General features: G+C 71.6%; 12 protein-coding genes. 7 read left to right on the forward strand and 5 right to left on the reverse strand.

Going from position 1 to position 17,918, the window contains the following annotated elements; all coding sequences use genetic code 11:
- Window positions 1–89: 89 nt before the first annotated feature.
- Entirely contained in the window at window positions 90–1,355 is a 1,266-nt protein-coding gene (locus ACXJ1Y_RS06115; protein ID WP_463849224.1) for an MFS transporter, read from the reverse strand.
- A gap of 195 nt (window positions 1,356–1,550) precedes the next feature.
- On the opposite strand from ACXJ1Y_RS06115, the gene ACXJ1Y_RS06120 reads away from it, so the two are divergent.
- From ACXJ1Y_RS06120 to ACXJ1Y_RS06130, 3 genes are all read left to right on the forward strand, one after another.
- The gene (locus ACXJ1Y_RS06120) at window positions 1,551–1,742 is read left to right on the forward strand and encodes a hypothetical protein (protein ID WP_463849225.1); all 192 of its coding nucleotides are present in this window, start codon (window positions 1,551–1,553) and stop codon (window positions 1,740–1,742) included.
- A 92-nt stretch (window positions 1,743–1,834) separates the two neighbouring features.
- Window positions 1,835–3,262, forward strand: a complete 1,428-nt coding sequence (locus tag ACXJ1Y_RS06125; protein WP_463849226.1) for a malonyl-CoA decarboxylase — start codon at window positions 1,835–1,837, stop codon at window positions 3,260–3,262.
- A gap of 247 nt (window positions 3,263–3,509) precedes the next feature.
- Window positions 3,510–5,021, forward strand: a complete 1,512-nt coding sequence (locus ACXJ1Y_RS06130) for a malonate--CoA ligase (protein ID WP_463849227.1) — start codon at window positions 3,510–3,512, stop codon at window positions 5,019–5,021.
- 96 nt (window positions 5,022–5,117) lie between these two features.
- Here the strand turns inward: ACXJ1Y_RS06130 and ACXJ1Y_RS06135 are convergent, their stop codons facing one another.
- From ACXJ1Y_RS06135 to ACXJ1Y_RS06150, 4 genes are all read right to left on the reverse strand, one after another.
- Entirely contained in the window at window positions 5,118–5,810 is a 693-nt protein-coding gene (locus tag ACXJ1Y_RS06135; RefSeq protein ID WP_463849228.1) for a hypothetical protein, read from the reverse strand.
- Between the two features lie 62 nt (window positions 5,811–5,872).
- The gene (locus tag ACXJ1Y_RS06140) at window positions 5,873–6,244 is read right to left on the reverse strand and encodes a DUF3618 domain-containing protein (protein ID WP_463850051.1); all 372 of its coding nucleotides are present in this window, start codon (window positions 6,242–6,244) and stop codon (window positions 5,873–5,875) included.
- Between the two features lie 19 nt (window positions 6,245–6,263).
- Window positions 6,264–6,674, reverse strand: a complete 411-nt coding sequence (locus ACXJ1Y_RS06145; protein ID WP_243954250.1) for a phage holin family protein — start codon at window positions 6,672–6,674, stop codon at window positions 6,264–6,266.
- A 2-nt stretch (window positions 6,675–6,676) separates the two neighbouring features.
- Window positions 6,677–7,195 (reverse strand): hypothetical protein, encoded by a 519-nt coding sequence (locus ACXJ1Y_RS06150; protein WP_463849229.1) that lies wholly within the window; start codon window positions 7,193–7,195, stop codon window positions 6,677–6,679.
- Window positions 7,196–7,480: 285 nt separating this feature from the next.
- On the opposite strand from ACXJ1Y_RS06150, the gene ACXJ1Y_RS06155 reads away from it, so the two are divergent.
- From ACXJ1Y_RS06155 to ACXJ1Y_RS06170, 4 genes are all read left to right on the forward strand, one after another.
- Complete coding sequence (locus ACXJ1Y_RS06155) at window positions 7,481–8,902, forward strand: alpha,alpha-trehalose-phosphate synthase (UDP-forming) (RefSeq protein WP_463849230.1); 1,422 nt, start codon at window positions 7,481–7,483, stop codon at window positions 8,900–8,902.
- Window positions 8,903–8,927: 25 nt separating this feature from the next.
- A complete protein-coding gene (gene glgX, locus ACXJ1Y_RS06160) occupies window positions 8,928–11,018 on the forward strand; it encodes a glycogen debranching protein GlgX (RefSeq protein WP_463849231.1) in 2,091 nt (696 codons plus the stop codon).
- 181 nt (window positions 11,019–11,199) lie between these two features.
- Window positions 11,200–13,005 (forward strand): malto-oligosyltrehalose trehalohydrolase, encoded by a 1,806-nt coding sequence (gene treZ, locus ACXJ1Y_RS06165; RefSeq protein WP_463849232.1) that lies wholly within the window; start codon window positions 11,200–11,202, stop codon window positions 13,003–13,005.
- Window positions 13,002–17,903 (forward strand): malto-oligosyltrehalose synthase, encoded by a 4,902-nt coding sequence (locus ACXJ1Y_RS06170; protein ID WP_463849233.1) that lies wholly within the window; start codon window positions 13,002–13,004, stop codon window positions 17,901–17,903. The genes treZ and ACXJ1Y_RS06170 overlap by 4 nt, the downstream gene beginning before the upstream one ends.
- The last annotated feature ends 15 nt before the right edge of the window (window positions 17,904–17,918 follow it).

Below are 17,918 nucleotides of genomic sequence, written 5' to 3' on the forward strand. Positions count from 1 at the left end.
CCGATGCGCCCGCTTCGAACGTGTCGACTGCCGTCCACTATTCGCTATTCGCTACTCCCTATTCGCTACTCCCTACTCCCTACTCACTACTACCCCTTCGCCGGGTGCGGGTCCCGCGCGGCGACCAGCACCGCCAGGGCCGAGAAGCCGAGGCCCACCGCGCAGACGCCCGGCCAGCCGACGAGCAGAAAGGCCTGCGAGCCGGCATAGGCGCCGAGCGCCGCGAAGACGAAGATCGTCGTAAACAGCACGGTGTTGATCCGCCCCCGCGCGCCGGGCACCAGGGCGTAGGCGCGGGTCTGGTTGGCGATGAGCGCGCCGTTCATCCCGATGTCGATGAGGAACACCCCCACCGCCACGGCGACGAGGGACCACGTCCCCGCCGCCCAGAGGATCACGAAGGACAGGGCGACGAGGAGGCTCCCGCCGAGCACCACGGGCTTGGCGCCCTTCCGGTCGGTGAAGCGGCCGGAGAACGGGGCGACGAAGGCGCCGCAGACGCCGATCACCCCGAACAGCCCCGCCCCGGCGGCGGTGAGGCCGAAGGGCGGTGCCTCCACGAGGAGGGCGAGCGTCGCCCAGAAGGCGTTGAACCCGGCAAACAGCAGCCCCTGCGACAGGGCGGCGGTGCGCAGCACCGGCTGCGTCCTGGCGAGCCCGACAATGGAGGTCATCAGGGCGGCGTAGCGCAGGCGCTGGGTCTGGGGCGTGTGCGGCAGGGTGGCGGCGGCGATCCCCGCCATGGCGAGCGCCACGCCGGAGGCGATGAGGAAGACCGGCCGCCAGCCGAGATGGGCGCCGATGAAGCCGCTCGCCGTCCGGGCGAGCAGGATGCCGGTGAGGAGCCCGGTCATCACCTGCCCGACCACCCGGCCCCGGCTCGCATCGGGGGCGAGTTCGGCCGCGAAGGGCACCGCCTGCTGCGCCGCCGAGGCGAGGATGCCGACGAGGAGATGCGCCAGGGCGAGCGCCAGGAGGTTGCGGCTCAGGCCCACGGCCAGCAGCGCCAGGGCCAGGGCGAGACATTGCAGCACGATCAGCCGCCGCCGGGGCAGGGCGTCGCCCAGGGGCACGAGGCCGACGATGCCCAGCCCGTAGCCGACGAGGGCCGTCGTCGGCACCCAGAGGGCGGCGCGGTCGCCGAACTCGGCCACGATCAGCCCGAGGAGCGGCTGGTTGTAGTAGATGTTGGCCACGGCCCCGCCCGCGATCAGGGTCAGGCCGAGCCTCGCCTTGCCGTCGAGGGGGGCGGGCGCGGAAAGGGTGGCGGACAGGGCGCCCTCGCAAGGTCGGGGGTTGGAACGGCGGGGATCTCGCGCACGGGCAAGCGGGCCCGGCAAGCGGACGCGCCGCATGGCCGCGCCCCGCCTCGCGCACCTGCAATCGGTCTGCGGCTGCCCCATATGAGACCGATGCGGACATGACTCCGCATGGGTCCGGCCCCGCGTGGTTCACACCGTCGCAGGCCCGGCCCCGCCGTCATTCTACGATCGGGGCGCCGATCCGTTCCCGGCGAAAGCCGGGGGAGGGCTCCCAGCAAGGAGTACGGGATGCTGAATTACCGGGTCGATTTCGCCAGGGAGATACTCGGGGTGCCGTTTACGGTGGGATCCGTGGAGATCAGCCGGGCGCGCGACCCCGACCGTGCCAAGCGCGCCGCCGAATTGCGCTTCGCCCGCCAGCACGGCGTGGGGGATTGGCGCGAGCGCGCCGACCTCGCGATGCTGTCACCACAGGGTTGAGACGATCCGGCGTCGCTTTGGCCTTGGCCGTGGCGGCGTCGGCGCCCTAAACTAGGGGCGAACAAGCGCGGCAGGACGGGATCACGAGGGCGATGGCGGCGATCTCCTTCTTTGGCGACCTGCTTCAGACGATCAGCGACCGGGGCCGCGACCTCGTCGATCTCGTCGGCCTCGGCCGGGGGGACATCGCCGCCCGGGCCGGCGCCGCCGACCTCGCCCGCCTCTGCGACGACCTCATCTCCCGCCGGGGCGAGGCGTCCGGCGTCGCCCTCGCCCGCGCCATCCTCGACCGCTACGCCAGCCTGTCGCCCGCCGAGCGGCACGAGTTCCTGCGGGCCATCGCCCTCGATTTCGGGGCGGACGACCGCGCCGTCGACGCGGCGATCACCGCCTATCTCGCCAACCCGAGCCGCGCCCGCCTCGGCACCCTGCACGAGGCCGCCGAGCCGCGCAGCCAGGAACTGATCCGCCGCCTCAACCTCGCGCGGGGCGGCACGCTGAGTCTCGTGCGGATGCGCGAGGACCTGTTCGACCTGCGCCGCGACCTGCGCAAGGCGGCCAAGGACGGGCCGGCGGACAAGGCCCTGCTCGACGCCGCCGACAGCCTCGATTCGGATTTCGAGCACCTGTTCGCCTCGTGGTTCAACCGGGGCTTCCTGGTGCTGCGCCACATCGACTGGACGACCCCGGCGCATATCCTCGAGAAGATCATCCGCTACGAGGCGGTCCACGCCATCGCCGACTGGGACGACCTGCGCGCCCGGATCGAGCCGCCGGACCGGCGCTGCTTCGCCTTCTTCCACCCGGCGCTCGCCGACGAGCCGCTGATCTTCGTGGAGGTGGCGCTCACCGAGGGCATCGCCCCGGCCATCGCGCCGATCCTGTCGCGGGAGCGCAAGCCCCTGCCGCCGCGCGCGGCCACCACCGCGATCTTCTACTCGATCTCGAACTGCCAGAAGGGGCTCGCGGGCGTCACCTTCGGCAACTTCCTCATCAAGCAGGTGGTGGAGGATCTGGCCCGCGAGATCCCGAGCCTGAAGACCTTCGTCACCCTCTCGCCGGTGCCGGGCTTTACCGCGTGGCTCACCCGCGAGCGCCGGGCCGACAGCCCGCAGGGCCTGCTGCCGGAGGACGTGGAGGCCCTGCGCGGCCTCGACATCCCCGGCTGGCACGAGGACAAGGCGCTCTCCGAGACCGTGCGCAAGGCGATGATCCCGGCGGCGGCGGCCTATTTCCTGCGCGCCAAGAACGAGCGCGGGCGTCCCCTCGACCCGGTGGCGCGGTTCCACCTCGGCAACGGGGCGCGGCTGGAGCGGATCAACTTCCTCGGCGACGTCTCGGACAAGGGCCTCGCGCAGTCGCACGGGCTGATGGTCAACTACCTCTACGACCTCGGCGCCATCGAGAAGAACCACGAGACCTACGCCAACCTCGGCACGGTCGCCGCCTCCTCGGCGGTCAGCCGCGAGTTGCGCGCCAAGCTCCCGCCGCCCCGCGCCGTCGCCCTCGCTGATGCCTGAGGGCGCATCAGCCGGGCGCCAAGGGAACGAGGATCAGGGCCGTGAGCCCGTGGACCAGGGACCACGCGGCCAGCGTCAGATCCTCCGCCGGCATGCCCGCGCGGCTCGCCCTGTTCGCGCCGGAGAAGGCACCGGAGGGGGCTTTCTGTCGTCCCGGCAGCGGCTTGCCGCCCGAAAGGGCTCGCGGCAGCGGGGCGGGGCGGCTAGAGAGGCGGGATAAGACGCCAGCCAGCAACCCGGCCCTTCGATGACGAATCACCTCTTCTCCCTCGTGCGGGACGGCATCCCCAGCCCGGCCAAGACCGTCATCGAGACCCATGAGGGCCGGCACTATTCCTATGCCGACCTGATCGCCCGCTCCGGCGCCTACGCCGCAGCCCTCGTGGCGGCGGGTGTCGCACCGGGGGACCGGGTGGCGGTGCAGGTGGAGAAGAGCGCCGAGGTGATCTTCCTCTATCTCGGCGTGGTCCGGGCCGGGGCGGTGTTCCTGCCCCTCAACACCGCCTACACCCCCGCCGAGATCGGCTATTTCCTCGGCGACGCCGAGCCTGCCCTCTTCGTGTGCGACCCGGCCCGGCGCGCGGCGCTGTCCGAGGCCGCCGCCGGGGTGCGGCAGGTCTGGACCCTCGACGCGGCCGGCACGGGCAGCGCCGCCGAGGCGGCCGACGCGCAGGACGGCGCGGCCTTCGCGGACGTGCCGCGCGGGCCCGAGGATCTGGCCGCGATCCTCTACACCTCGGGTACGACGGGGCGCTCCAAGGGCGCGATGCTAAGCCACGACAACCTCGCCTCGAACGCGAAGGTGATGGTCGAGGCATGGCGCTTCACCGCCGACGACGTGCTGATCCACGCCCTGCCGGTGTTCCACACCCACGGCCTGTTCGTGGCCACGAACACCGTGCTCGCGAGCGGCGGCACGATGCTGTTCCTGCCGCGCCTCGACGCCAAGAAGATCCTGGAGCTGATGCCGCGGGCGACGTCGATGATGGGCGTGCCGACCTTCTACACGCGGCTCCTCAAGGAGCCGGGCCTGACCCGCGAGGCGGCCAGGGGCATCCGCCTGTTCACCTCGGGCTCGGCGCCGCTGCTGGCCGAGACGCACCGGGAATGGCAGGCCCGCACCGGCCACGCCATCCTCGAACGCTACGGCATGACCGAGACCAACATGAGCACCTCGAACCCCTATGACGGGGACCGGGTGGCGGGCACGGTGGGCTTCCCCCTGCCGGGGGTGGACCTGCGGGTGGTCGATCCCGACAGCGGGACGCCGCTTGGCCCCGACGAGGTCGGGATGATCGAGGTGAAGGGCGCCAACGTGTTCAAGGGCTATTGGCGCATGCCCGAGAAGACCGCCGCCGAGTTCAAGCCGGACGGGTTCTTCATCACCGGCGACCTCGGCAAGGTCGATGCGCGGGGCTACGTCCACATCGTCGGGCGCGGCAAGGACCTGATCATCTCAGGGGGCTTCAACGTCTACCCGAAGGAGGTCGAGACCGAGATCGACGGCCTGCCCGGCGTGGTGGAATCGGCGGTGATCGGCGTGGCCCACCCGGATTTCGGCGAGGCGGTGACGGCGGTCGTGGTCGGCGGGGAGGGCGCCCCGGACGAGGCCGCCATGGTGGCCGACCTCGAAGGGCGGCTCGCCAAGTTCAAGTGCCCCAAGCGCGTCCTGTTCGTGGACGAGCTGCCGCGCAACACCATGGGCAAGGTGCAGAAGAACGTGCTGCGGGAGCAGTACAAGGGATTGTTCGGGGGGTAGCGTCTGTCGAAAGACATGCCGCCACGTCCTTATCCGAAGGAGCCGTAGCCCCTCTCCCCGCAGGCGGGGAGAGGGGGCGCGCCTTTCCGGCTGTCCTTACAGGTTGTGCTGCGTCCGCTCGCCGGCCGGCGGCGTGCGGTCGTCCTCGGCCCCGGTCGCCTTGCGGACCGCGTCGTTGAGATTGTCCGGGTCGAGGGCCGACTGGACGAACTCCCGGCCGCGATGGGTCATCTCGCGGGCGTAGCGCAGGCCCTCCTCGCGGACCTCGTCGGCATACGGGCCGAGGCTGCGGTCCTCCTGGCGGGTGCGCGGCAAGAGCGCCCCGAGCAGCAGCCCGGCGGCGACGCCCACCACGCCGACCAGCAGGGGATTGTCTTCCACGAAGCGCTCGACCTGGGTGCGGCTGCGGCGCAGGCCGTCGAGACCCTGCACGGTCAGGTCGTCGAGCTGGCGCATGTGGCGGCGGTGGAGGTCGCCCGCCCGGCCGCGGGCCTCGTCGTAGGCCGCCTCGGCCTTGTCTCGCACGCGGTCGGCCGAGTTGCCGAGCCGGTCGTGGATGTCGTCGGCGAGGCCGGTGATCCGATCCCGCGCCCGGTCGGCCAGATCGGAGGCCTTGTCGCCCAGATCGTGGGCCGTGTCGGCGGCCCGGTCGGCGGCGGCGGTGGCCGCGCCGGGGAGGGGATCGTGGCGGCCGGCGGGGTCGGGCCGCAGGGTGTGGTCCCCGGCGGCGCCCGGCGCGGCGGCGGGGTTGAACGGCTCGCCCGCGGGGAAGCCCGGCTTGTCGGTCATGCTCGTATCCTCGGCGGTCGTGTCACGGTGTCAGAGAGGTCCCGCGGGGCGGGGCGGGGCGGTCAGATCTCGGTCTTCTCGACGGGGTCGTGGACCGGCCGGGCGGCGGGGCCGTCCGGGTCGTAATCGCGCACGGCGTCCGTGGCGAGGCTGTCCACCCGCGCCGCCGATACCTGCGTGCGGCGCCGCTCGGTCTCCTTGGCCATGCGGCTGAACAGCATCCCGACGCCGGCTGCGATCAGCAGCACGGGGACGGGGTTGCGGCGCACCGCGTCCAGCGCGCCGTCGTAGACGGTGGCGAGCTGAGGCACCCGGCGGGCGTTGCCGAGCATCTCATCGACGAGGTTGGGCACCGAGAGACGGCCCTGGATCTGGTCGATCGTCTCGTCGAGACGGGCGCGGCTTTCCTCGATCTCGCGTTCGAGGTCGTTCATCGAACTCATGACGGCATTCTCATCCTGAGACGCGTTCCGACAGGGCCTGGGCGTCCTGTCGAACCTGACGGGTGGTGCGGGTGGGCGCCAGGGTCGAGAGCGAGAGCACGCTCCGGGCCCACAGGGCCATGCCCGCCGCGAGGACGAACAGCGTGCCGCCGACGATGAGCGCCGCGAGCCATTCCGAGCCGACGATGGTGGCGAGCCACTTCACGAAGGCGTCGATGAGCACCAGCAGCGCCACCACGGCGAAGACCGCCGCGCCGATCATGCAGGCGAGGCCCGCGATGAGCTGGCGGACATTGCCCGCCATCTCCGCCCGGAACAGGGCGATCTCCTTGCGCGCGAGATCGTTGGTCTCGCGCAGGGCGTCGCCGATCAGGCTCTGGATCGAGCTGGCGCCCGGGCGGGGGTCGGATCCTTGGCTCATGATCAGGCCCGGAATTCGTCGCGGAGGTCGTCGTCCGGCGGAGCGTTCGAGGACTTGATGAAGCGGGCAGCCAGCAGGCCCACCATGAAGGTGCCGACCGCAACCGCGACCGGCGCCCGGCGGGCCAGGGCCTCGGCCTCGCCGTAGAAGTCGCTCAGGCTGCGCCGCTCGATCGAGGTGCCGAGCTGGTCCAGCCCATCGGCCGCGCTGTCGAAGAAGGCGCGCACATGCGGTTTGTCGGACATGTCCTTGCCGGAGCCGCGCAGTGAGCGCGCGAGGTCCTGCACCGATTGCGCCGCCTCGCCCTTGCGGCGCTCGACGTAATCCTGGGCCTGGAGCCGGGCGGCGTCGAGGAGGCCGCGCCCCTGCTCGGCGGCGACGCCGGCGAGGTTCTCCACATCGCCCTGCAGGCCGCGCCACTCGGCCTTGGCACGGGCACCCTCGGTCCCGTCCGGCCCGGAGGCGGACGCCTGGCCGGCGGCACCGTGCGGCACGTCGTGCGGGAATTCGGGTTCGGCCATCGCGCTCAGACTCCTTTTGTCGCGGTGTCCCGCGACGGCTGTGTAACCGGCTGCGCCTGCGACAGTTCCTCGATTCGCCCCGAAACCCGCAAGGCTCAGCTTGCGTTCACGCGGGGGATGGCATCAGCCGGGCGTCACCCTCGGGGACCCGGCCCTGCTTGACCCGGGCCCGGCTTCGCGCTTGGGTTGATCGCGTTAAGGATCGTGTCTCATTCAGGCGCGTTCTACACACGGTATCTGTGCGTCGGCGCGGGGTTTTCGCGCCAAGAACGGGAGCCCACCCGCGTGGCACGCCTTGTGATCGTATCGAACCGCGTGGCCGTCCCGGAAGAGGGCGGCAAGGCCGTCGCGGCCGGCGGTCTGGCGGTGGCGGTCAAGGAAGCGTTCTCGGCCTATGAGGGCCTGTGGTTCGGCTGGAGCGGGCGCATCACCGAGGAGCCCTCCGAGGAGCCGACGCTCATCGACCGGGGCCGGGTGCAATACGCGGTGGTGGACCTCTCCCCCCGCGACCACGCGGAATATTACGCCGGCTTCGCGAACCGCGCCCTCTGGCCGATCATGCATTACCGGCTGGGGCTCGGCGCCTTCTCCCGCTCGGACTATTCCGGCTACAGCCGGGTGAACCGCACCTTCGCCCGGGCTCTCGCCAAGCTGGTGGAGCCCGAGGACATCATCTGGGTCCACGATTACCACCTGCTGCCGCTCGCCGCCGAGCTGCGCGGCCTCGGCCTCGACAACCCGATCGGCTATTTCCACCACATCCCCTGGCCGGCGGCGGACGTGTTCAACTCCCTGCCTGCGAGCGGCGAGTTGCTGCGCGCGATCGTCGATTACGACCTGATCGGCCTGCAGACCGACCCGGACGTGCAGAACCTGCAGCGCAACCTCATCGACACGCTGCGGGCCATTCCGCTCGGCGGCGGCTCGCTGATGGTTGACGGGCGCCGCACCCGGCTCAAGAGCTTCCCCATCGGAATCGACGTGGCGGGCTTCCAGGAGGCCGCCGACAAGGCCGGCTCCAACAAGGTGGTCCGCGAGACCATGGCGGGCCTGCGCACCCGCAAGCTGCTGATCGGCGTCGACCGGCTGGACTATTCCAAGGGCGTGCCCGAGCGGATGGAGGCGGTGGAGAGCTTCTTCGCCTCGAACCCCGACCAGCGCGGCAACGTCACCTACATCCAGATCACCCCGAAATCCCGCAGCGAGGTGCCGGAATACGAGCAGCTGGCCCGCGACGTGAACGAGAAGGTCGGCGAGATCAACGGCTCGCTGGGCGACCCCGCCTGGACGCCGATCCAGTACATCACCAAGGCCTATCCCCGGCCCGTGCTGGCGGGCCTCTACCGGGCGGCCCGCGTCGGCCTCGTCACGCCGATGCGCGACGGCATGAACCTGGTGGCCAAGGAATACGTCGTCGCCCAGAGCGAGGACGATCCCGGCGTGCTGGTGCTCTCGAAATTCGCGGGCGCGGCCCGGCAATTGCCTGAGGCCCTGCTGGTGAACCCCTACGACCGGTTCGAGGTCGCGGAGGCGATCCGCATGGCGCTCTACATGCCCAAGGCCGAGCGCGTGGCGCGCTGGCGTCCCATGGCCGAGCGCATGGCCCGCGAGGACGTGGATTGGTGGGCGCGCAACTTCCTCGTCGAGCTGGAAGCCTTCCGCACCACCGAGCGCGAGCCGCCGACTACCGCCGCCGCCGCGGAATAACCCCGATCCTGTCCGGACCACGCCCATGATCGCCGTCGATGACGGGGTACCGGCACCGCTCGGCGCGCATTTCGACGGGCGCGGGGTGAACTTCGCCCTGTTCTCCGAACACGCGACGGCGGTCGACCTCTGCCTGTTCGAGCCCGGCGAGCGCCACGAGACCCGAACCGTGCGGCTTCCCTGCCGCACGGACGACGTGTGGCACGGCTACCTGCGCGGCCTCCTGCCGGGGCAGCTCTACGGCTACCGGGTGCACGGGCCGTGGGACCCCGCCAACGGCCACCGCTTCAACGCCTCGAAACTCGTCCTCGACCCCTATGCGCGGGAGATCCGGGGACGCATCCGCTGGCACGATGCCCTCTACAGCCACCGCCGGAGCGGGGCCCGCGCCGACCGGATCGATCGCCGCGACAGCGCCGTCTACATGCCGCGCGGCGTCGTCACCGCCCCGGACGTGCCCGACCTCGCCCTCACCCCCGTGCGCCGGCCGCTCTCGGAGACGGTGATCTACGAGGCGCACGTCAAGGCGCTGACCCGCACCCATCCGGCGATTCCCGAGCAGGAGCGCGGCACCTACGCCGCCATGGCCCATCCGGCGATCATCGACCACCTCGTGGGTCTCGGGGTCACGGCCCTGGAATTGCTGCCGATCCAGGTCTTCGCCGACGACCGGTTCCTCGTGGACAAGGGCCTCGTGAACTTCTGGGGCTACCAGCCCTACGGCTATTTCGCCCCGGACCCGCGCTACCTCGGGGAGGGCGGCGTCGGGAGCCTCAAGGCCGCGATCCGCGAGCTGAACGCCGCCGGCATCGAGACCTGGCTCGACGTGGTCTACAACCACACCGCCGAGGGTGGCCTGACCGGGCCGACCCTGAGCTTCCGCGGCATCGACAACGCCAGCTACTACAAGTCCGAGCCGGGCGACCCGTCCCGCGACCTCGACTGCACCGGCTGCGGCAACACCCTCGACGTCAGCCATCCGCGCGTCATGCAGATGGTGCTCGATTCCCTGCGCCACTGGGTGAGCGCCTACGGCATCGCGGGCTTCCGCTTCGACCTCGCCTCCAGCCTCGGGCGCTCCCCCGTGGACTTCACCCCCCGCGCCGCCTTCTTCCAGGCGGTGGCGCAGGATCCCGTCCTGGCGCGGGTGAAGATGGTGGCCGAGCCCTGGGACATCGGCATGGGCGGCTACCAGCTCGGCGGCTATCCGCGCGGCTGGAGCGAGTGGAACGACCGGTTCCGCGACGCCGCGCGGGGCTTCTGGCGGGGGGATTCGGGCACGCTCGCCAAGCTCACGCAGGGGCTGACCGGCTCGCGGGAGACCTTCGCCCAGTCGGGGCGCTCGCCGCTGGCCAGCGTCAACTTCATCGCGAGCCACGACGGCTTCACCCTGGCCGACGTCGTCGCCTACGAGGAGAAGCACAACCACGCCAACGGCGAGGACAACCGCGACGGCCACGGTCACAACGTCAGCCGCAATTACGGGATCGAGGGCGACACCGACGATCCCCGCATCCTCGCCCTGCGCGCCCGCCAGAAGCGCAACATGCTGGCCACGATCTTTCTCGCGCAGGGCGTGCCGATGCTGCTGATGGGCGACGAGCGCTCGCGCTCGCAGGGGGGCAACAACAACGCCTACGCCCAGGACAACCCGACGAGCTGGATGGACTGGACGTCCGACCCCGACCCGGACCTGACTGCCTTCGTCGCCCATTGCCTGAGCGTCCGGCGGGCCCAGCCGGCCCTGCGGCGGCGGGCCTTCTTCACGGGCGAGCTCGTCGATCCCGACGAGCCCCTGCGCGATGTTCACTGGCTCTCCCCCGAGGGCGTCGAGATGGAGGGCCGCCACTGGGGCGACGACGGCTTGCGGGTCTTCGGCATGCAGATCGGCAACGACCGGGTCGAGGCCGACCGGCTGCTGATCCTGTTCAACGGCGGGGAGGGGGAGGTGGCCTTCCGCCTCGCCCCCATCGTCGGCGGCCCCTGGACGCCGGCCCTCGACACGGCGCGCCCCACGGGCGAGCCCCCGGCCGACGCCCCCGCCTACCCGGCGGCGTCGGCCGTGCCCCTGCCGGGCCGCTCGCTCCTCGTGCTGACCGCCTCGGGAGCGCCGTGAGGCGGGTTCCGCCCGCGATGACGGCGGCCCTGATCTGCACCATCCGGCATCCTCGACGGCGTGTGGCGCGCTAGGTGCCTTTGATGGGAACCGGAACGGAGCCGGGGCCTTCTCCACTCACCAGGGTGCGGCCCCGCTTCGCGGCGGATCCGGCGCGAGCGAAAAAGGATGGCGGCCTAAGATGCGGCATGCCCACAGCATGGATTTCGGGGCCGAGATCGTCGAGGGCGGCGTGCGCTTCGCCCTCTGGGCGCCGACCGCCCGGAGCGTCACCGTCGTCGTGGACGGCGCCGAGCACCCGTTGCCGGAATCCGGCGGCGGCTGGCGGCGCACCGCGCTCCCCGGCATCAAGCCCGGCGCCCGCTACGGCTTCCGGATCGACGGCGACCTCGTCGCGCCCGATCCCGCCTCGCGCTTCCAGCCGGAGGACGTGTCCGGCCTCTCCGAGGTGATCGACCCGCGCGCTTTCGCCTGGACCGACGCGGGCTGGGAGGGACGCCCCTTCGAGGAAGCGGTGATCTACGAGTGCCATGTCGGCGCGGCCACGCCGGAGGGCACCTATGCCGGCCTCGAGAAGCGCCTGCCCGACCTGAAGGCGCTCGGCGTCACGGCCATCGAGCTGCTGCCGCTCGCCGACTTCAAGGGAACCCGCAACTGGGGCTACGACGGGGTGCTGCCCTACGCGCCGGATGGCGCCTACGGGCGCCCCGACGACCTCAAGCGCCTGATCGACGCCGCCCACGGCCTCGGGCTGATGGTCTATCTCGACGCGGTCTACAACCATTTCGGCCCGGCCGGGAATTACCTCCACGCCTACGCCAAGACCTTCTTCACCGAGCGCCACCAGACCCCCTGGGGCGCCGGCATCAACTTCGACGGCAAGGACAGCGGCGCCACCGTGCGCCAGTTCTTCATTCAGAACACCCTGTACTGGCTGGAGGAATACCGCTTCGACGGCCTGCGCTTCGACGCCGTCCACGCCATCCTCGACGATTCCGCCAAGCACTTCCTCGGCGAACTCGGCGAGACCGTCCGGCAGAGGTTCCCGGGCAGGCACATCCACCTGATGCTGGAGAACGAGAAGAACGAGGCCCGCTGGCTCGAACGCGACGCGGGCGGACGGCCCCGGATGCACGACGCCCAGTGGGCGGACGACCTGCACCATTGCTGGCACGTCCTCCTGACCGGCGAGGATGCCGGCTACTATGAAAGCTTTGCCGACAAACCCGTCGCGCGCCTCGCCCGCTGCCTGTCCGAGGGCTTTGCCTACCAGGGCGAGCCCTTCAAGACGCTCGACAACCATCCGCGCGGCGAGCCGTCCGGGCACTTGCCGCCGTCCGCCTTCGTCACCTTCCTGCAGAACCACGATCAGGTCGGCAACCGGGCGCTCGGCGAGCGCCTGAACCACCTCGCCGACCCGGAGAAGCTGGCGCTCGCCCGCGCGGGCTTCCTGCTGTCGCCGCAGATCCCGATGCTGTGGATGGGCGAGGAATGGTCGGCCTCGACGCCGTTCCTGTTCTTCGTCGACTTCGCGCCGGACGAGGACCTGAACAAGGCGGTGCGCGAGGGGCGCCGCAAGGAGTTCAAGAGCTTCGCGGCCTTCGCGGACGACACGTCCAAGATCCCCGATCCGACCGAGGAGGAGACCTTCCTGGCCTCGAAGCTCGACTGGTCGGAGCGGGAGCGTTCGCCCCACCGGGAGGTGCTCGCCGACACGACGCACCTCCTCGCCCTGCGCCGCGACGTGGTCGTGCCGTTGGCGAAGTCCGGCATCGCGGGCGCGCAGGCGCATCTGCCCCGGCCGGACGTGGTCGATTGCACCTGGACCTTCGCGGCGGGCACCCTCCGCTTCGTCGCGAATTTCGGCGATGAGCCCTTCACGGTCGAACCGGGCGGGGGTCGCTCCGTCTGGACGAACGCGCCCGACGGACGCGGCGCATCCCTGCCCCCCTGGACCGGCGTGGTCCTGACGGAGTCCCGTTCGTGAGCCGCCTCAAGGAAGACTTCGCCGATCTCGTCGGCGTCGCCGCCGGCTACACGGATGCCTTCGGCAAGCCCGTCGAGACCTCCCTCGACGTCCGCGTCGGCCTGCTCGCGGCCCTGGGCTTCCCCGTCGCGGACGAGGCCGAACTGCAGGAGGGGCTGGACGCCGTCCGGAGCCTGCGCTGCAACCTCGTGCCGCCGCTCCTGCCGGTGGAGGCGCGCCGCGCCACCCGCATTCCGCTGCGCCTGCCCGGCGGGGCGAGCACCCTGGTCTGGCGCCTCGTGGACGAGCGCGGGGCCGCCCGCGAGGGCCGCGCCGCCATCACCCCGTCGGACCCGGCCTTCGACCTGCCGCCGCTGACCCCCGGCTATCACCGCCTGACGGTGGCCGTGGGCGAGGCCCGTGCCGAATCCTTCGTCATCGCCGCGCCGCAGCGCTGCTGGCGGCCCCGCGCCTATGCGGAGGAGGGGGCCTCCGATTGGGGCCTCGCGGCGCAGCTCTACGGCCTGCGCTCCCCCGGCAACATCGGCATCGGCACCTATGCCGACGCGGGCGAGGCGGCCCGCGAGGCGGCGCTCCGCGGCGCGGCCTTCCTGGGCCTGAGCCCCGTGCACGCCCTGTTCGGTTCCGACCGTACCAAGATCTCGCCCTACTCCCCCTCCTCGCGGCTCTTCCTCGAAACCCTGTTCATCGCGCCCCGCGACCTGCCGGGGCTCCAGGGCTCGCGGGCGGAGCAGATCCTGGCCGAGTCCGCCCCCGCCGTGGCGGCGTTGCGGGAGGCCGCGCTGGTGGACCATGCCGGCATCGCCGCCGTGCTCGATCCGGTGCTGCGGGCGCTCTGGGCGGAATCCCCGGCGAGAGCCGGCACCGACGAGGCCTTCGACCGCTTCCGGCGGGAGGGCGGGGAAGACCTCGTCTCCCACGCCCTGTTCGAGGCCCTGTCCGCTCACTTCAAGGCGCGCGGCGCCCATTGGCTCGGCGACTGGCCGGAGGATTTCCGTCGCGCCGGCACGGAATCCGTGCGCGCCTTCGCCGCCGACCATGCGGAGGAGGTCAGCTACTTCGCGTGGCTGCAATACCTCGCCGACACCCAGCTCGCCGCCGCCTCGCAATCGGCGCAGGATGCCGGGATGCGGCTCGGCCTCTACCGCGACCTCGCGGTCGGCGCCGACCGGGGCGGATCGGAGATCTGGTCCCATCCCGAGCGCTTCGCCGACAAGGTCTCGATCGGCGCGCCGCCGGACCTGCTGGCGCCCAAGGGCCAGAACTGGGGCCTGCCCGCCTTCGACCCGCTGGAGATGGAGCGCGACGGGCTCGCCGCCTTCCGCGCCCTGGTCCAGGCGAACATGCGCCATGCCGGCGCGATCCGCATCGACCACGCCTTCCAGCTCGCCCGGCTGTTCCTGATCCCGCTCGGCGAGGGGGCGCATGCCGGCGCCTACGTCGCCATGCCCTTCGAGCCGATGCTCGCGGTGCTGCGGCTGGAGAGCCACCGCAACAAGTGCCTCGTCATCGCCGAAGACCTCGGCACCGCGCCGGAGGGTTTTTCCGACGCGCTGATGAAGGCCGGGGTGCTGAGCTACCGCATCCTCGCCTTCGAGCGCGAGGGCGACGGCCGGTTCAAGGCGCCCGGCGCCTACCCGCGCGACGCGCTCACCGCCATCACCACCCACGACCTGCCGACCTTCGTCGGCTGGTGGCGCGGGGTCGACACCGACACTCGCCAGTCGCTCGGCCTCTACGATCAGGACCGGGCCGAGGCCGAGCGCGGCGAGCGCGTGGTGGAGCGCCGCCGCCTCGCGGAGGCCCTGGCCGGGGAGCAATTGCTGCCCGAGTCCGAGCCGCCGGAGGCCGCGCCCTTCGAGGGCGCCGCGCGCTACCTCGCCCGCGCCCCCTCGGTGCTGACGGCCGTGCAATACGAGGACGTGGTCTCCGAACTCGCCCAGGCCAACGTGCCGGGCTCGACGGAGGGCTATCCGAACTGGCGGCGCAAGCTCGACCGCGACCTCTCCGAGATCGCCGCGCCGGGCGGGCCGCTGGCCAAGCTCGCCGCCGCCCTCTCGGCCGAGGACCGGGGCGCGCGCAGCGCCTCGCGGCTGGCGGATGCCCCGCCGCGGGCGACCTACCGCCTGCAATTCCACAAGGACTTCACCTTCGCCGATGCGGAAGCCATCGTCCCCTATCTCGCCAAGCTCGGGATCAGCCACGTCTACGCCTCGCCCCTGCAGAAGGCGCGGCCCGGCTCGACCCACGGCTACGACATCGTCGACCATGGCCGGATCAACCCGGAACTCGGCGGCGAGGAGGATTTCGCGCGCCTCGCGGACGCCCTCCACGCCAACGGCCTGAAGCTCCTCCTCGACATCGTGCCCAACCACATGGGCGTCGGCGGGTCCGACAACCCGTGGTGGCTCTCGGTGCTGGAATGGGGCGCGCTGTCCCCCTTCGCGCACGCCTTCGACATCGATTGGCAGCGCCTCGGCGCCGGCCGCAACCTCGTGATCCCGTTCCTCGGCGAGCGCTACGGCGAGGCGCTGGAGAACGGCCTCCTCGAACTGAAGTTCGACCCGGAGAAGGGCGCGTTCAGCGTCTGGCACTTCGAGCACCAGCTTCCGATCCGGCCCTTCAGCTATCCGACGATCCTCAGCCGGGTGCTCGCCGCCATCGGCGCCGTCGATGACGACACGACGGCGGAACTGCTCGCCATCTCCGAGCGCCTGCGGGCCATGTCGCTCGACACCGACGAGACCCGCCGCCGGGGCTTCCCGGAGGAGGCCGAGGACCTGAAGCAGCGGCTCGCGGCCGTCTACGCCACGTCGCCCTCGATCCAGCAGGCGACGGAGCGGACGCTGGCGCTGCTCAACGGCTTCAAGGGCCGGCCCGACAGCTTCGGCACCCTGCACCGGCTGCTCGAATCCCAGGCCTACCGCCTCGCCCATTGGCGGGTGGCGTCGAGCGACATCAACTACCGCCGCTTCTTCGACGTGAACTCGCTGGCCGGCCTGCGGGTGGAGAAGTCCGACATCTTCCACCGCTCGCACGAGGTGGTCTTCCGCCATATCCGCGAGGGGCGGATCGACGGGCTGCGCATCGACCACATCGACGGCCTCGCCGACCCGGCGGGCTATGCCCGCGCCCTGCAGGCAGCGGTGGGCCCCGGCTTCTACGTGGTGGTGGAGAAGATCCTCGAACCCGGCGAGCGCCTGCGGCCCTGGCCGGTCGCCGGCACCACCGGCTACGACGTGCTGAACCAGCTCGACGGCGTGCTGGTCGACAAGGGGAAGCAGACCAAGGTCCGCCGCCTCTACGAGTGGGCGAGCGGCATGGACGAGCCCTACGGCGTGCAGCTGCGCGCCGCCAAGGCCGAGATCCTCGAGATCAGCTTCGCCAGCGAGCTCGAGGTGCTGACGAGCGACCTCAAGGAGGTCGCCGACGGCGACCGGCGCACCCGCGACTTCACCGTCAACGCCCTGCGCCGGGCGCTGATCGAGATCATCGCGCGCTTCCCGACCTACCGCAGCTACCTGCCGGCCGACCTGGAGGAGGGCGAGGTGGAGCCGGAGGACGTGCGGCTCATCGAGGGCGCGGTGGCCAAGGCCAAGCGCTGGTCGAGCCTGCCCGACCGCTCGGTCCACGACTTCGCGAGGGACGTGCTCCTCGGCCGGATCGAGACGACGGGCCCCGGACGGCCCGACCCGCACGTGGTGCTGCGCTTCCGCCGCCGTTTCCAGCAATTGACCGGCCCGGTCATGGCCAAGAGCCTGGAGGACACGCTGTTCTACCGCTACGCGGCGCTGCTCGGCCTCAACGAGGTCGGCGGCGATCCGGGCGAGTACGGCATCGACGTGGAGCATTTCCACGACCTGCAGGCCGCCCGCGCCCGCGACTGGCCGAACGCCATGATCGCCACCGCGACCCACGACACCAAGCGCGGCGAGGATGCCCGCTCGCGCCTCCTCGCCCTCTCGGAGATGCCCGAGGGCTGGGCCGGCGCCTGGGACCTCTGGCAGAAGACCACCGGCCCGCATCTCTTGCGGATCGACGGCGAGCCGGCGCCCGACGCCAACGACCAGTGGATGTTCTTCCAGGCCATCCTCGGGGCGTGGCCCCTCGAACTCCTGGAGGGCGAGGACCGGCCGGCGGTGGAATCGTTCCGCGAGCGCCTGAACGCCTATGCCGAGAAGGCGATGCGCGAGGGCAAGCGCCGGTCGAGCTGGGTCAACGTGGACGAGACCTACGAGGGCACCGTCCGCAAGCTGTTCGAGGCGATCATCGCGCCGGGCTCGGACTTCCTGCGGGAACTGCGCCCCTTCGCGCAGCGCCTCGCCCATCTCGGGATGCTCGCGGGCCTCGGCCGCACCGTGCTGAAGACGACGCTGCCGGGCCTGCCCGACACCTACCAGGGCACGGAGATCTGGGACTTCTCCTTCGTCGATCCCGACAACCGCCGCCCGGTCGATTACGCCGCCCTGACGCGGATGATCGACGGGGAGGGAGAGGTGGCGCCGCTCCTGTCGCATTGGCCGGACGGCCGGGTGAAGCAGGCGACGCTTCACCGGATGCTGGCCGAGCGGGCCGCCCGGCCGGAATTCTTCGCCCGCGCCGGCTACGAGGCGGTGGACGCCACGGGCGAGCGGGCGGCGCATGTGCTCGCCTTCCGCCGCACCGATCTCGATCCGGCCGGGGAGGGCGACCTCGTCGTCGCGGTGCCGCGCCTGTTCTCCGGGCTCGTCGGGGACACGATGTGGTCCGGCGAGGCCTTCGCCGGCACCACCCTGGCGCTGGGGGCGGGGACGCGCTGGCGCGACGTCGTCACCGGGCGGACGATCGACGGGGAGGGGGCCGACGCCGGCACCCTCTTCCGGGACCTGCCCTACGCCGTGCTGCGGCGGGTGGGGTGAGGCGACCCGAGACCG

The organism is Methylobacterium sp. TK26, assembly GCF_055361565.1.